Genomic DNA, 15,370 nt, shown 5'->3' with positions numbered 1-15,370 from the left:
AGCAAGGGACCCAGTGGCACAGAGAGGCGAACGCGGCCGCAGGGTTCGGCAATGCAGTGGCGCCACACGTTCCAGACCCGTATCGCCGGGGTGCTGGCGCTGTTGTTGCTGGTGGTGGTGGCGGCCACATACTTTGCGGTCAAGGCTGCTACCAGCCGTGCCGTGGAGAACCAGGCCCAGGTACAACTCAGTACCGGCATCCAAGTGTTTGAGCGCCTGCTGGACCTGCGCGGGCGCCGCCTGCAATACGGCCTGGACTGGCTGACGGTGGACGGTCCTTTCAAACAGGCAGTGATCGAGGCCAAGGCTGATTCGATCCTGACTGCATTGCGCCGGCATGGCACCGGTATCCGCTCCACCGAGGTGTTTGTCCTCGGCCTGGATAGCAAGGTAAAGGTCAGCACCTTGCCGGTGTTGGTACAGGGCACGCTGTTTCCCTATGAGGCGGCCTTGCGTCATGCGCGGCGCAGTGGCCAGCAAATGCTCATCGTCGCCATGGACGGGCAGCCGTATTTGCTGGTGCAGGATGAAGTGCTCGACCCGCAGCCCATCGCCCGTGTGGTCATGGGTTTTCCCATGGACAAGTTGTTCGCCAATGAATTGCGCTCCATGAGCAACCTTGAAGTGTCGTTCCTCAGTGAGCAGGACGGCCGCGTTGGCCAGTTGTTCAGCACCCAGCCTGAGGCCTATCAAGACACCGTCATCAGCCTGATGCGCGACAGCCACCCCAACCCTGAGGCGCAGATCAATGTGTTTCACGGGCAACGTGTGTTGAGCCAGGTGCTGCCGCTGGCCAACACTGGCGATGGCGATCAAGTGCGCGTGTTGCTGCAAAGCCCGCTGGACCATGCGCTGGAATCCTTTGCGCCGCTGGACCGGCAGTTTCTCGGCATCGCCCTGGCGGTGCTGCTGGTGTCGCTGGTGGCCGCATTGTTTTTGGCGCGACGTGTATCGCGCCCGCTAACTGCCTTGGTCGAGGCCGCTGAACGCATTGGTGCCGGTGACTACCGCACGCCGGTGCGGGTGCGCAGCCATGATGAATTCGGCTTGCTGGCACGCGCTTTCAACGCCATGCAAAGCGGCATCGCTGTGCGCGAGCGGCAACTGGCGCATAACGCCTTGCATGATCCGCTCACCGGCTTGCCCAACCGCGCCTTGGCTATGGAGCGCCTGGGCAGTGCGATCAGTGCGCGGCGGCCGGTGGTGTTGCTGTACCTGGGGATCGAAAACTACCGGGTGATCAACGAAGGCTTCGGCCCTCAAGGCGTCGAAGAAATGCTGCGTGAGGCCAGCCGCTGCTTGTCCATGAGCCTGCTGGCCAGCGACACCGCAGCGCGCATCGCTGGCAGTGAGTTTCTGCTGTTGCTGGAAAACACCGAGATCGACCGCGCCGTGGCCCGCGCCGACCGTCTTTACGGGCTGCTCACCGAACCCCAGCGCATCGGCAATGATGAGGTGCGCCATGAAGTCAGCATCGGCATCGCCGCCTACCCCACCGACGGCCAGCAGGTCGAAGAGTTGATCAGCCGTGCGGCCATTGCCCGGCATGATGCAGCGAGCTTGCCGGGGCATTTGCAGATCTACCAGCAAGACCGCGACCTTGCCCACCAGCGCCAGATCACCTTGATTCGCGACCTGCGCCGGGCGGTGGTCGAGGGTGAATTATTCCTGTGTTATCAGCCTAAACTGGACCTCAAGCACGGCCATGTACGTCAGGCGGAAGCCTTGTTGCGCTGGCAGCATCCGACGCTTGGGCAGGTGTCGCCCACCGAATTTATCCCGCTGGCCGAGCGTACCGGCAGCATGGGCAGCCTGACTTTGTGGGCGATCGAGGAGGCGATCCGGCAAATGGCCGAGTGGGCGCAACGGGGTTTGCACCTGCAACTCTCGGTCAATATCTCGGTGGATGATTTGGCTGATGATGACTTGGCCATACGCGTCACCGCCTTGTTGATGCAGTACAAGGTCTCGGCCGAGCAACTGATTTTCGAGATCACCGAAAGCGCGATCATGCATAACCCACAACAGGCCCTCGTGGTCCTGGAACAGCTGCGTGGCTGCGGTATCAGCCTGTCGGTGGATGACTTCGGCACGGGCTATTCATCGCTGGCGCAATTGCAGCGTTTGCCGGTGCAGGAATTGAAGATCGACCAGTCGTTTATCCGCAACCTCGACAGCGCCAGTGGCGACGGCGTAATCGTGCGCTCGACCATCGAGATGAGCCATAACCTGGGGCTCAAGGTAGTAGCGGAGGGCGTGGAATTCGAGCCCAGTCTGAAGTTGCTCAGGCAGTGGAAGTGCGACACCGCCCAAGGTTATCTAATCAGCCGGCCGTTGAATGCCATGGCGTTTGAGATGTGGATGCGGCGCGAAAGAGTCGTGTTGTAAACCTTGATCTCCCACATTGGATCCTCATAGGGCATAAAAAAGGCGGCTACCCGTGAAGGTAGCCGCCTTTGTTTTACCGCCGGTTCAGCTTAATCCGGCAGTTTGAACGCCATCACATAGTCACCCTGCTTGGTGCCCAGCGAGCCGTGACCGCCGGCCATGACCAGCACGTACTGCTTGCCGTCCTTGCCGGTGTAGGTCATCGGTGTGGTCTGCGCGCCTGCAGGCAGGCGGCCTTCCCACAGTTGCTTGCCGTTTTTCACGTCATAGGCACGCAGGTACTGGTCGAGGGTGCCGCTGAGGAACGCGACGCCGCCGGCGGTGGTGAACGTACCGCCCAGGCTAGGCACGCCCATGGTCAGCGGGATCGGAACCGGCGAGCTGTCACGCACGGTGCCGTTCTTGTGCATCCAGATGGTCTGGTGGTTGGTCAGGTCGACCGCCGCCACATAACCCCACGCCGGTGCCTGGCACGGCAGGCCCAAAGGCGACAGCAGTGCTTCGAGGATCACGCCGTACGGCGCGCCTTTGTTCGGCTGCACGCCCTCGGTTTCGCTGACGCGCGGGCCTTGCTTGGCAATCTCGGCCGCCGGGATCAGTTTGGATTTGAACGCCATGTAGCTCGGGTTCACGAAAGCGATCTGGCGAACCGGATCAACCGAGATACCACCCCAGTCGAACACGCCGAAGTTGCCTGGGTAAACGATCGAACCTTGCAGCGATGGCGGGGTGAACGGACCGTCGTAGCGCATGGATTTGAAATCAATCCGGCACAGCATCTGGTCAAACGGCGTCACGCCCCACATGTCGCGTTCTTTCAACGGCGGCGGCATGAAGTTGAGGTCGGACTTCGGTTGGGTAGGCGAGGTGTGATCACCGGCCACTGCGCCTTGCGGTACAGGGATTTCGTTGATCGGCACCACCGGCTTGCCGTTGCTGCGGTCCAGCACGTAGATGCTGCCCTGCTTGGTCGAGGCCATTACCGCTTGCTTGACGCCGTCAGCGGTCTTGATATCGATCAGCGAAGGCTGGCCGCCCACGTCCATGTCCCACAGGTCATGGTGGGTGAACTGGAAGGTCCACTTCACGTGGCCGGTGTCGATGTCCAGCGCGGTCAGGCCGGCGCTGTATTTTTCCGAATCTTCGGTACGGTCGCCGCCGTATTGGTCAGGCATCTGGTTGCCCATCGGCAGGTAGAGCATGCCGAGTTTTTCATCGACACTGAACATGGACCACATGTTCGGCGAGTTGCGGGTGTAGGTCTTGCCCTCGGCCAACGGGGTGGTGTCGTCCGGGTTGCCGCTGTCCCAATTCCACACCAGCTTGCCGGTGTGTACGTCGAACGCGCGGATCACGCCGCTAGGCTCGTCGGTGGAGACGTTGTCGGTCACGTGACCGCCGATCACGACCAGGTTCTTGGTCACGGCCGGTGGCGAGGTGGAGTAGTAACCGCCTGGGGCGAAGCTGCCGATGTTGGCGCGCAGGTCGACCTGGCCTTTGTCACCGAAGTCTTCGCACATCTTGCCGGTGTCGGCGTTCAGGGCGATCAGGCGGGTGTCGGCGGTCGGCACGAAGATGCGTTTCGGGCAGGCATTCGGTGCCGCAGCCGGGCTGGCGCTGCCGGTCGGGCTCTGTTCGGAAGCGTAGGCGGCGTCATCGTGATACGACACACCACGGCAGGTCATGTGCGCCCAACCCTTGAAGTTCTCGGCGCCCTGGCTGCTGATCTTCGGATCGAAGCGCCAGATTTCCTTGCCGGTGTCCGGGTCCAGCGCGATCACCTGGCTGTGCGGCGTGCACACGTAGAGCATGCCGTTGACTTTCAGCGGGGTGTTTTCTGCGGTGGTTTCACCGGGATCGCCTGGGCCAGGGATGTCACCAGTGCGATAGGTCCACGCCGGCACCAGCTTGTGGGCGTTTTCCGGGGTGATCTGCGCCAGTGGCGAGTAACGATCACCGAAGGCCGAGCGGCCATAGGAGTTCCAGTCACCATCGGCCTGGGCCGGTGCAGCGCTGGCCATGCCTGGCGCTGCGTCGCGATCCAGTTGGCCGGTCTTGACCATCTCACCCGGGTTGGTGAACTGGCTGGCCAGGGCGGTTGCGCCCGCCAGCACCACGGCCACGCTCAGCGCGCCAGTGCCCAGCGGCGCGGGTTGGCCACGCAGCAACGGACGGCGAAACCACGGCAGCAGCAAGACGATGCCCAAGGCGAACAATAGGGCCAGGCGCGGCACCAATTGCCACCAGTCCAGGCCGACTTCCCACAGTGCCCACACGGTACTGGCGAACAGCACCAGTGCGTACAGGCCCAGCGCAGCGCGGCGGGTAGCCAGCAGCAATACGCCGGTGAGGGCGATGCCGATACCGGCCAGCAGGTAGTACAGCGATCCGCCGAGCATGCTCAGCTTGACGCCGCCAGCCAGCAAGGCCAGCCCCATGATCAGCAGCAAGACCCCCAGCAGCCTGGGCAACAGGCGGCTTGGGCTTGAGGCACCATCAGTGCTCATAGTGTGTTTCTCCGTTACGTTGGAATTATGTAACCCCGTGCTTCACTGTAGATGACGATTCGGCGCGGGCTTGGTTCAGCGTTAATTTGGGTTTTTCTGGGGATAAGTCAGTTATCCACAGGCGGGCGATTGAATCCCACGCGCAGGTCGGTTTAAGACAGCGCTGTCTTTAAGGCAGGGAACATTCGGCAAGATGGGATCGACCGCAGGCGTGAAACGTTTCAGTTTGTTGCGGCAAGGATAAAGCGCCTTCTCGTTTTGAGAAAGGGTAATTAGAGAGATGCATCATTTCAGATCTGGTAACAGTGACAGAACGTCGCTGCAAGAATGCCTGTAATGCCTGGCTTCTGTGGGAGCACGGCTCCCACAGAAGAATTGCGCTGATTTCTAGAAGGTGGTGCGCACGCCAAACTGCACGCTGCGCCCAGGTGCCGGGGCGATATCACGCAGGATCGAGCTGGCATAGCGCACGGTCTGGTTGGTCAGGTTTTCGCCATTGACGAACGCCAGCCACTGGCTGCCACCCACATTGAAGTGATAACCGGCGCTGGCGCCCAAGGTGGTGTAGCCGTCGGTGCCGCTTTCGTTGTCCGGCACTCTGCCTTGGCCTGCGGCGTGTTCCACGTCGATCCGCGCCTGCCAGCGGTCCAGTTCCCACAGCAAGCCGCTGTTCAGGCGCAGCGGCGCAATACGTGGCAAGGCTTCGCCAGTATCCAGGTTGGTGGCGCGGGTGTAATCGCCCGACAGCTCCAGGGCGAACTTGCCGTAGGCGCCTTCGCCCAACTTCCAGTGATCCTGGGCTTCGAAACCGGCGAAACGTGCACGCACGCCGGAGTATTTGTACTCAGGGTTACCGCCCGCGTCTTCTTCACCTTCATCGTTCAACGTGCGCCCTGTGCCCAGCAAGCCGATGTAGTTGGAGAAGCGGCTATAGAACACGCCGAAACTGCCCTTGTGCGTGCCGTTGTCAAAGCGCAGTGCCAGGTCGCTGGACACGGCTTTCTCTTTCTTCAGGTTGGCGTCACCCAACTCGTAAGTGCCGGTGGCGACGTGGGCGCCGTTGGCGTACAGCTCGTAGAAGGTGGGTGCGCGCTCGGTGTAGCCGAGTGTCGCGGCCAGTGACCACACCGGCGTAAGGCTGTACACCGCGCCGGACGACAGGCTGCCGGCGGTGAAGTCATTGGATTTATCAGCACCGGCAAAGCGCGCATTGCCCTTGGCGTTCGGGTCGACATTGGTATGTTCTACACGCCCGCCAAGGCTGAGCTTGAGGCGCTCGGTGGCCTGCATCTCTTCGAGAATAAACAGTGCGCCGGCGTTGGTGTCGGTCTGCGGCACGAAGGCTTCTTCGCCCAGGGCCGAGAACTCGTTGCGCGTTACTTGGGCGCCGACCACGCCATCGAACGGGCCGAGCGGCTGGTGGCGCGCTTCAACGCGGGCTTCATAGCCTTTGTTCTTAAAGATCGTACCGGTTTCGCCGCCTTCGATTTCACGGTGTTCGTAATCGGTGTAGCCGGCGTCGAGTTTCACCGAGGTGAACGGGCCTTGCAGGTTGCGGATCTCGGACGCAAAGGCGTAGTGATCCTGCTTCATGCGGATGCGCACGTCTTGCTCGGCGGGTGAGCCATAGTTGCTGTCGTAGTTGCTGTAGGACAGCCCCGCATAACCGTCGTCCCAGGTGTAGGAACCGCCGACCGCACCGCCATCCTGGCGCCCGTCGCTGTTGCCCAGTCGGCCATTTTTGCCGGGGCCGTCTTCGGTCTCTGAGGCATGCCGGCTGCGGGCCTGGCCGGGGATTTTGAGGTCGTTGAATTCCCGCGCATTCGCGTCCAGGTGCAAGGCGAAGGTGCCGTTGCCGGCTTCCAGCTTGCCCGCACTGCTGCGGGTGGTGTCGGCACCGCCGTAGCGCAGTTCACCGGCGCCATGGATGCCTTCGATAGCCTCGGTGGGAATGCGGTTGTCGAAGGTGTTGACCACGCCGCCGATGGCGCTGCCGCCGTACAACAGTGCAGCCGGGCCACGCACGATTTCGATACGGTCGACGTTGATCGGGTCCAGCGGCACGGCGTGGTCATAGGACAGCGACGAGGCATCCAGCGCGCCCACGCCGTTGCGCAGGATGCGAATACGGTCGCCGTCCTGGCCACGAATGATCGGGCGGCTGGCGCCTGGGCCGAAGTACGACGACGACACGCCCGGCTGCTTGTTCAGGGTTTCGCCGAGGCTGCCTTTTTGTTGCAGGGTCAGGTCATCGCCTTCGAGCACTGTGGTGGGCGAGGCGAGTTGTTCGCTGCCCAGCGGGTTGCCGGTAATGACTTGGGGTTGCAGTTCCAGGGCGTGGGCTTCGGAGCAGATCAGCAGGGCGGCGGCGAGTGGGGTCAAGCGCCACAGAGAAGAGAGGGACATCACACATTCCTTGGTAAAACGGCACAGAAAAGAGAAGGCTTAAACGGTATCGGGCTTGATAAGTATGGTTACAATATAACATCTCTTTTTTGCCTGAAAAGGGGAACTTTTTTCCAGGGGCTATATTCAATGCAGTGCTTCCACCTCTACGCCTCGTCGGCTAAGGTGCGCGGCTGTGTTCCCTCTTTTTGCAAAAGGCCTGGCATGACCGCGACAAGCAACGACCCACTTCACGGCGTGACCCTGCAGCACGTCCTCACCACGTTGGTGGAGCACTACGAATGGAGCGGGCTGGCCGAACGCATCGATGTGCGCTGTTTCAAGAGCGATCCGAGCATCAAGTCGAGCCTGACCTTCCTGCGCAAAACGCCGTGGGCGCGGGAGAAAGTCGAAGGCTTGTACGTCAAACTGATGCGTACCAAACGCCCGCTGGATTGAGGCCATGAAGCGGTATGTGGCCACGGCGGCGCTGGCTGGCTGGACAGGGCTGGCGATTCAGCAATACCTGATTTTCTATTCGCGCTGGGAGGCTGGCGCGAGCCTGTTGGGCGGGCTGATCAACTTTTTCAGTTTCTTCACCGTGCTGACCAACACCCTGGTTGTTGTGGTGTTGAGCTATGCGCTGGTCAAGCGCGAGTCGGCGGCAAAGCGGTTCTTCCTGGCGCCCACCGTCAGCAGCGCTATTGCTACGAGCATCGTCGTGGTGAGCCTGGCTTACAACCTGTTGCTACGGCACTTGTGGACCCCCACCGGCTTTCAATTTATTGCCGACGAGTTGCTGCACGACGTGCTGCCGGTGCTGTTTGTGATCTATTGGTGGCGGTGTGTGCCCAAGCGCACGTTGCACTTCAAACACATTGGCGTTTGGGTGATTTACCCGCTGGTGTACTTCGGCTATGTGCTGCTGCGCGGGCATTTGCTGGGGCAGTATCAGTACCCGTTCATCGATGTGGACAGCCTCGGTTACCCACAGGTGTTTGTGAATGCCGGGGGGATTTTGGCGGGGTTTGTGCTGATTGCGTTGGCGGTGGTGGGGTTGGATAGAGTCTTGAAGCCCCCTGCAAATTAATGTGGGAGCTTCAGTGGGCTTGAGGGCTTTACTCCTCTTCGCTGCCCTCGGCACGCCAGTAACCCACGGCCTTGAGGAACTCCTCATTGACTTGGTGCGTGTCCAGCAACACGCGGCGCACCTGGCGCGACAGCTTGGTTTCAGTCGCGACAAAGCTGTACAGCGAGCCGCCCGGCAGGGTCAGGTTGCGTACGGTTTCAAGCAGGTCGTCGTGGCCGCGCACCACCCACATCACCTGCACATCGGCGGCACTGTTCAGTGGCTGCTGCTCCGCCGCGTTGGCGATTTCAATCACCGCCAGCACCTTGCGCCCGGCCGGCAATTCTTCCAGGCGACGGGCGATGGCCGGTATCGCGGTTTCATCACCGATCAGCAAGTAGCTGTCGAAGATATCCGGCACGATCATCGAGCCACGCGGCCCACCGATGTACAGGTGTTGGCCGACTTGCACCTGATCGGCCCAGGTGGAGGCAGGGCCATCGCCGTGCAGCACGAAGTCGATATCCAGCTCGCCGATGCTCAGGTCGAAGCGCCGTGGCGTGTAGTCGCGCATGGCCGGTTGCGGGCCGTCGCCCTTGATGTTGAAGGTCGGGCTTTCCAGCGCGGCCTGTTCGGCGGCGTTCTGTGGGAACAGCAGCTTGATGTGGTCGTCACTCCCCAGGCTGATAAAACCGGCCAGTTCCGGCCCGCCCAAGGTGACGCGGCGCATGCGTGGGGTGATGTCGACCACCCGCAGCACTTCGAGGCGGCGGCGTTTGATTTCGTGGGTAACGCGATGGATAGCTTGAGTATTCATTGGTTTTTCCCGTCGGCAATGGCTTGAGCGGTGCCGTTGAGCAGCGCCGCGACACGAACGATTTCTTCCGGGCTCCAGCGCCCGTGGTGCGAATGCAAGGCGTGGCGCAGGTTATGCACCGCCTCGTGGATTTCCGGTGGGCGGTCGTGGCCACGCAGCGAGCGCTTGCTGACATCAATGCGCATGCGCACGCCTTCCAGGGCAACGGCTTGCTCGCTTAAGAAGAGACGACCGGCGTCGGTGATTGTGTAGCGTTTTTTTCCATTCTCGGCGTCGCCGCTGATCAACTCGCTCTCTTCGAGAAAGGTCAGGGTGGGGTAGATCACGCCGGGGCTGGGGCTGTAGGCGCCGTCGAACAGACTTTCGATCTGGCGGATCAGGTCGTAGCCGTGGCAAGGCTGCTCGGCGATCAAGGCCGGCAGCAGCAGCTTCAGGTCGCCAGGGGCGAATACCCGTGGGCCGCGGCCGCCGCGTTTTTCAAACTCGCTGCGAGGCTCATGTCGCATGTGTCTATCCTCTGTCATGTTTAGATATAACTTAAGATATATCTTTAGGTGGCGATAGCCCGAGACGACCAGCGGTCGTGAGCCACGTCAACCCGCTCAATTTCGAAGGGCCATGGACAATAAAAGAAAGTTAGAGTTATAACTTTAATTAGAGTGTGTACTCAAACTGACAGGCTGGTGTTCGGGTCTTTATATATACTTACTTCTGTAATACCGTTCTTACAGCGGCTTCTTATTGCTGCTCTCGCGCTCAAGTAGTCTAATTCTTACGGCTATTTTTAAAGTTTTGGCAAAATGCCATCTTTTTCATGCGAGCCCTGTTTACAAGGGCTACGTGCATATTGGAATGCGCCTGCATACCTGTTTTTAGATTGAGTTGACTATTGCCTGGCATTGCGCGGTTCAACTAACCAGCACTGTCATTCGTTGTTTAAGGCTTTCTTTTCGACGAACCCACTCATATTGTCAACTATAGGTATTGACCATGTTCAAGAAGTTTGCTGTTGCTGTTCCCCTGGCTGTTCTGGCGCTGTCTTCCTCGGTAACCGCTATCGCTGCCGGTGAAGCCAGCCACACCGTCAACCTCAAGGCAAACATCCCGACCACCGTGTTCCACGCCCAGCCGCGTGATCCGAACTGGGGCCGTGACGAGACCATGACCTACAACCTGGTCAACGGTGAATTGGCTCCTCTGAGTGCCATCTACGACATCAAGAACACCAACGGTTCGGTTGCCGCCTACATCGAAGGTGGCCCGGCGGTGCTGTTCAACGGTGATGCCGCGCAGAACATCCCGGTTACCACCACCCTCAACGGGGTGATCCTCACCGGCACGCCACAGGAAGTGGTCAACGAAGCCGACTCCACCCCAGGTGTGGGGGCGGAAATGCGCATCGCTGCGGCCAAGCCTACGGCGACTCAGCGCGGTTCCTACACCACCACCATTCCGGTGGTGTTCGACGCCGTACTGCCAGCCCTGTGATGCCAATGAGTGCCTGTTAATCACGGGCATTCGCTTGCAGGTCGGCTGATTCCCTCCTCTGTCCGCCGACCTGATTTTTTTACCTCTTGGCATTCAGGGTATCCGTTCATGTTTCCGATGACGCCTATCGCGGCTGCGCTTGCGCTGTTGATGTGTACGAGTGCGCTGGCTGCACCTGCTGCCTCCGGCGCTGCAACCCCTGGCAGCTTGATTACCCAGGCCCAAGGCCTGCCCGCAGGTTTCAGTGATCACTTTTTCGACGTGCCGTTGGCGGTGCGGGTGGACCTTGACCAACAACCGCTGGGCGAGGCTCTGATCGTGCTGTCACGGGATGATCGCGTGACCTTGCTGGAATTCACCGACACCGGCGACAGCAAAGTCCCGGCCGCTACCCGTGATACCTGGCAAGCGCTGTTGGAAAAAGGCGTGGCCTTGGGCGCCTGCACCCAGGCCTGCCCGGAAAAAATGATCTCGGCGTTCTACAACCTGGAAAGCTCCCAGTTGTCGATCCTCACCCAGGACGTCGAACTGACTGACGACACTCCGCGCTTCTATGACCAGCCCGAAGGCGGCAGCCTGGGGCTGATCATTAACAACCAGCTCAACCTCAACGGCAGCCAGGAAGACAGCCTGGGCGGTCGCTATGGCTTGCAAGCCAGTTCCAGCCTGGGTAACTGGAGCCAGGTGTTCAATTTGCAACTGGCACGCCAGAGTGGCGCCGATGAGCCAATGCGCCATGCCATTCATGAGCTGTACACCCAGCGTGAACTGCAGGGGCAGTTTTTCCGCCTCGGCCACTTCACCCCCAATTCCGACGGCCTCACCCGTCAACTGCGCAGCTTCGGCGCCAGCCCCGATACGGCGCTGGGCCTGATGTACGGCAGCTCCGACAGCTTGGCCATCAACAACTCCAAGCCCAGCGTGTATCCGATCTACGTTACCGCCAACCGTCAGGCGGCGGTGGAGATCTACCGTAACGGCTTGCTGATCAACACTCAGGCGGTGGCAGCCGGCCTGCACACCCTGGACACCCGGCCACTGCCCGGCGGCATTTATGAAGTGGAAGTGCGCCTGGTGGAGGACGGCCTGACCACCAGCACTACCCAGGAGTTGGTCTACAAGCCCAGCAACTGGCGCAACGCCGAAGATCGCTGGCGCTACAACCTGTTTGCCGGGCGCGAAACCAAGTTGTTCAGCAACTGGGACGAACAGGCTTCGGGCGCAATGACGGCCGGTGCGTCCCTCAACTATCTGCTGCACCCGCGTGTGATCCTCGGGCTTTCGGCGCGCCAGGTGCGCGAGCAACTGCAATACGGCGGTTCGATGGACTGGACGGTGGCCAACAACACCAGCGTCTATGCCAACCTGTACCAGACCCAGGACCACGGCACCGGCATGGACCTGCAAGGGCTCTACACCTTCGGCGCGACCAACCTGGTGTTCAGCCACAACCGCAGCTGGCTCGACACCCGTGACACTTATGAAACTCTGCCGGACGGTACGCGCCTGCGCCGCAATACGTTCGTGGGCGAGGCCAGCAATACCGCGTTGTCGCTCAACCACCGCCTCGATGCGAAAAACACCCTGAACATGCGTCTCTCCCACAGCGAAGGCAATGTCGAGGGCGCCGGCCTGGACCTGGGTTGGAGCCGCCATGACAGGTTATTCGGCAGCGATGCCAACTGGCGATTATCGCTGTTCGACCGGCCCGGCAGCGCGGGCACCAATGACGCGCGCAATCGTGGCGTGGATGTGAGCGTGAGTGTCAATCTGGGCAGTGAAGGTCGGCAAATTTCCGGCAGTATCGGCACCCGCACCGCCCGTGACGGTGGGCGCGACAACAATGCCTCGGTGACTGTGCGCCAAGACCTCACCGACCACATGCTGCAAAGCGTCTCCGCGACTGCGATCACCGATACCTACGGTGTTGGCCTGTCGGGCATGGCCAGCTTCAATACAGACGCGGTCAGTGGTGACGGCTTTGTGCAGCGCAGTTCCTTCAACGGCGACCTGAGCGGCGGCTTGAACCTCAACAGCACCTTTGTCGCCGGTGCCGGCAAGATGCTGCTGAGCAGCCAGTACCAGGGTAACGGTGCGGGGATGATCATCGACGTTGAAACCGATCTTGACGACATCGAACTGCGCGCCGACGACCTCGGTGGCGGTGGTGCGATCCTGCGGCCGGGGCGCAACTACGTGCCGGTCTCGGCCTACAAAAGCAGCAGCGTGAGCTTCGACTTTGAAGGCAACCACCCGCCGGCCGCCAATATTCAACCGACCCGCGCCAGTTATCACCTGAACAAGGGCGGTGTGGACTACCGCAAAATCACGGTGATGAAGACCGTCACTGTGCTCGGCCGGTTGTTGGACGAGCGCGGTGCACCGCTCAAGGGGCATCACGTGATCAATCACGCCAGCCGCGGGGTCAGCGAGGTGGACGGGTTTTTCTCGATGGAAATGAGTTCCAGCGCGCCCACCTTGCAAGTGCGCTACCAGAACCAGTTGCTTTGCCAGTTTCGCTTGGACCCCAGCAATGCGCCGAACGAAAACGACGTGTTGATGATTGGTGACTTGCGCTGCACACCGGACACCTTGGCCGAAGCTACCTATCACGCCGAAACCGCCGGTTGACGGCCCCTTGGACTCGATTGTCATGACCTTGATCAACACAACGAAAAAATGCCTGGGCTCGTGTGCTCTGGCGCTGACGATGGGCGGCATGAGCTTGCCGGCGCACGCACTGGTGCAGGACATCACGGCAGTGTTTCGGCCGAACCCCTCGAACCCGATGGTCAACAAGTTCGAAAACACTACGCCCCACAGTGGCGTCTGTGCCTGGCACGTACCGGCCAGGTGTGAGGCGTTGAATACCTTCAGCATCCGTGACCCTGCATTCCGGGCCAACTCGGTAGAGCCGATTGAGGCCAACCATACAGACCCACGAAAAGGCGCCTATTTCCAAGTGCCTTCATCCTGGCGTGATGTGCAGGTCACTCATGTCGCCACGGGTGAGGTCGAGACGGTGCAAATGCGCATTGCGGGCATCGGCACCCGGTGGGATGTGCCTCGCCCACCAGGTGTCGCTGGTTGGGCCAATGGGGGGACGGGCTGGGCCCATTACTGGGGGAGTGGTGCGGCGCCGTGCCAGGGCGTTAACTACTTGGCGGCCTCTGTCTCGTATGCACTGTTCTTCTGGATCGTCCCGGAAAATGCGGGCGCTTGCACGGTGAACCCCGGTGCGACCTTCTCGCGCCTGTCCTATAGCCATCTGGAATATGGGTATGAACTCAAAACCCCCAACCCACTGGGCATGGCCAGCGGCGAGTACCGAGGCACCACCAATTACAGCATCGGTCCCGGCGGCGATTTTGATTTCGGTGATGTGATGGCGTCCACCGAAAGCTCGCTGACCTTCAACTTCCAGTTGGCGGTCGAGCACGACCTGAAGGTTGATCTTCCGCCGGGCGGTAATCGCATCGAGCTATTGCCCGAAGGCGGCTGGCAAGCCTGGCTCAATCGTGGGCGCCAGCCGTCGCGGCTGTTTCGTGACCAGACCTTCGCCATCTCCGCCAGCGGGCGTTTCAAGATGCAGCTTGAGTGTGGCCTGGCGGTGGGCAATACCTGCGGCCTGCGTAATGGCGCGGGTGATCAGGTGCCATTGCAGGTCGCTGTCACGCTGCCCTTTGGCCTCAATAACGAGGCCGGGCAGTCAGTGAACAAGGTGCCGCTGCGTCTGGACGGTGTAGGCACGGAGCTGTTCCAGCCGGTGTTCTACGTAAATAACCGCCCGGGCAAACTGCACTTCGACGTGGAAAAAGACGACGTCAAAGGCATGCTCGAACACTCGGGCAGTACCTATGCCGGCGTGGTCACGGTGATCTGGGATTCGGAAGTCTGAGCGGGCATTTCCGCCTATCAGCCGGTGGGCTGGGTTCAATCAACAAGGCGTAATCAAACATGAAACATGCAGTGTTAGCGGTGGGACTGTTCCTGATGTCGTTGGGTGCCCATGCGGGGCCGGCGATCAACGTCGGGGTGGTCTATGACTATCTGGACAGCGATCGCAGTTCTTACCTCAAGCGGGTCTACAACGGCGGCACCAGCACCGCTTTTATCAAGGTCAATGTGCTGGAGATCGTCTACAACGCCGACGGCACCTCCAGGGAAGTGCCCGTTGCCTCGATGACCGATGCCAAGGGCAGCGCCACCAATCGTGACGGCCTGATGGCCAGTCCGGCGCGGCTGATCGTGCCAGCAGGCGGGCGCCAGGGCACACGTTTGCTGTACATGGGCGAGCGCGACACCGAGCGTTACTTTCGCGTGCGCTTTATCCCGGTGGTACCGGAAAAGGAAGATGACTTTGCCGTGACCGATCAAGAGCGCGCCGAGTACAAGGACGCGCTGGCGGCCGGGGTCAATGTCATGGCGGGCTACGGCACGGTGTTTTTCGTCAGGCCCAAGGACACCCGTTTCGATACACAGATCAGCGAGACTGCCAGCCAATACACCCTGCGTAATGCGGGCAACAGTGTGGTGGTGCTCGATGAGTTCCGCAATTGTGCGGTGGCGAAAAAGACTGACTGTGAGGCCACCACCAAGCACCACATCTTGCCCGGTCGCCAGTTGGCGCTCGAGAAAAAGCCGGAACGCCAGTTCAACTTCCAGTTGATCGAAGGCCGCAGCAAAAAACCGATGTCGGTCAACAGTAACGGGTGA

11 protein-coding genes are annotated in these 15,370 nt (G+C 60.7%); 7 read left to right on the top strand and 4 right to left on the bottom strand.

Translation table 11 applies throughout. The features are described from left to right. The first annotated feature begins 51 nt into the window (after nucleotides 1-51). Complete coding sequence (locus tag FFI16_RS21050) at nucleotides 52-2,388, top strand: bifunctional diguanylate cyclase/phosphodiesterase (RefSeq protein ID WP_138816681.1); 2,337 nt, start codon at nucleotides 52-54, stop codon at nucleotides 2,386-2,388. Between the two features lie 89 nt (nucleotides 2,389-2,477). On the opposite strand, the gene FFI16_RS21045 is transcribed toward FFI16_RS21050, so the two are convergent. Together FFI16_RS21045 and FFI16_RS21040 are read right to left on the bottom strand one after the other, a co-directional pair. Then, nucleotides 2,478-4,895 carry a glucose/quinate/shikimate family membrane-bound PQQ-dependent dehydrogenase gene (locus FFI16_RS21045; protein WP_138816680.1) on the bottom strand — a complete coding sequence of 806 codons (2,418 nt, stop codon included), beginning with the start codon at nucleotides 4,893-4,895 and terminating at the stop codon, nucleotides 2,478-2,480. A gap of 387 nt (nucleotides 4,896-5,282) precedes the next feature. Next, on the bottom strand, nucleotides 5,283-7,301 hold the full coding sequence (locus FFI16_RS21040) for a TonB-dependent receptor (RefSeq protein WP_138816679.1): 2,019 nt from the start codon (nucleotides 7,299-7,301) through the stop codon (nucleotides 5,283-5,285). 204 nt (nucleotides 7,302-7,505) lie between these two features. Here FFI16_RS21040 and FFI16_RS21035 point away from each other — a divergent pair, with 204 nt between their 5' ends. Continuing rightward, nucleotides 7,506-7,739, top strand: coding sequence for a VF530 family DNA-binding protein (locus FFI16_RS21035; RefSeq protein ID WP_010212838.1), 234 nt, complete (start codon nucleotides 7,506-7,508; stop codon nucleotides 7,737-7,739). A 4-nt stretch (nucleotides 7,740-7,743) separates the two neighbouring features. Then, complete coding sequence (locus FFI16_RS21030) at nucleotides 7,744-8,370, top strand: Pr6Pr family membrane protein (protein WP_138816678.1); 627 nt, start codon at nucleotides 7,744-7,746, stop codon at nucleotides 8,368-8,370. 28 nt (nucleotides 8,371-8,398) lie between these two features. On the opposite strand, the gene FFI16_RS21025 is transcribed toward FFI16_RS21030, so the two are convergent. Then, nucleotides 8,399-9,166 carry a siderophore-interacting protein gene (locus FFI16_RS21025; RefSeq protein ID WP_138816677.1) on the bottom strand — a complete coding sequence of 256 codons (768 nt, stop codon included), beginning with the start codon at nucleotides 9,164-9,166 and terminating at the stop codon, nucleotides 8,399-8,401. Continuing rightward, on the bottom strand, nucleotides 9,163-9,672 hold the full coding sequence (locus FFI16_RS21020; protein ID WP_138816676.1) for a PadR family transcriptional regulator: 510 nt from the start codon (nucleotides 9,670-9,672) through the stop codon (nucleotides 9,163-9,165). Before FFI16_RS21020 ends, FFI16_RS21025 begins: the two co-directional genes overlap by 4 nt. Nucleotides 9,673-10,156: 484 nt before the next feature. On the opposite strand from FFI16_RS21020, the gene FFI16_RS21015 reads away from it, so the two are divergent. The 4 genes from FFI16_RS21015 (at nucleotide 10,157) to FFI16_RS21000 (ending at nucleotide 15,370) form a co-directional block, all read left to right on the top strand. Beyond that, a complete protein-coding gene (locus FFI16_RS21015) occupies nucleotides 10,157-10,654 on the top strand; it encodes a CS1 type fimbrial major subunit (RefSeq protein WP_138816675.1) in 498 nt (165 codons plus the stop codon). 108 nt (nucleotides 10,655-10,762) lie between these two features. Then, complete coding sequence (locus FFI16_RS21010; protein ID WP_138816674.1) at nucleotides 10,763-13,285, top strand: CS1-pili formation C-terminal domain-containing protein; 2,523 nt, start codon at nucleotides 10,763-10,765, stop codon at nucleotides 13,283-13,285. A 22-nt stretch (nucleotides 13,286-13,307) separates the two neighbouring features. Next, a complete protein-coding gene (locus FFI16_RS21005; protein WP_178112698.1) occupies nucleotides 13,308-14,552 on the top strand; it encodes a hypothetical protein in 1,245 nt (414 codons plus the stop codon). A gap of 59 nt (nucleotides 14,553-14,611) precedes the next feature. Continuing rightward, nucleotides 14,612-15,370 carry a molecular chaperone gene (locus FFI16_RS21000; protein WP_138816672.1) on the top strand — a complete coding sequence of 253 codons (759 nt, stop codon included), beginning with the start codon at nucleotides 14,612-14,614 and terminating at the stop codon, nucleotides 15,368-15,370.

This window comes from Pseudomonas sp. KBS0710, from assembly GCF_005938045.2.
Lineage (GTDB): Bacteria > Pseudomonadota > Gammaproteobacteria > Pseudomonadales > Pseudomonadaceae > Aquipseudomonas.
Note: the sequence above shows the minus strand (reverse complement) of the source record. Positions and strands in the feature narration are given on the sequence as shown.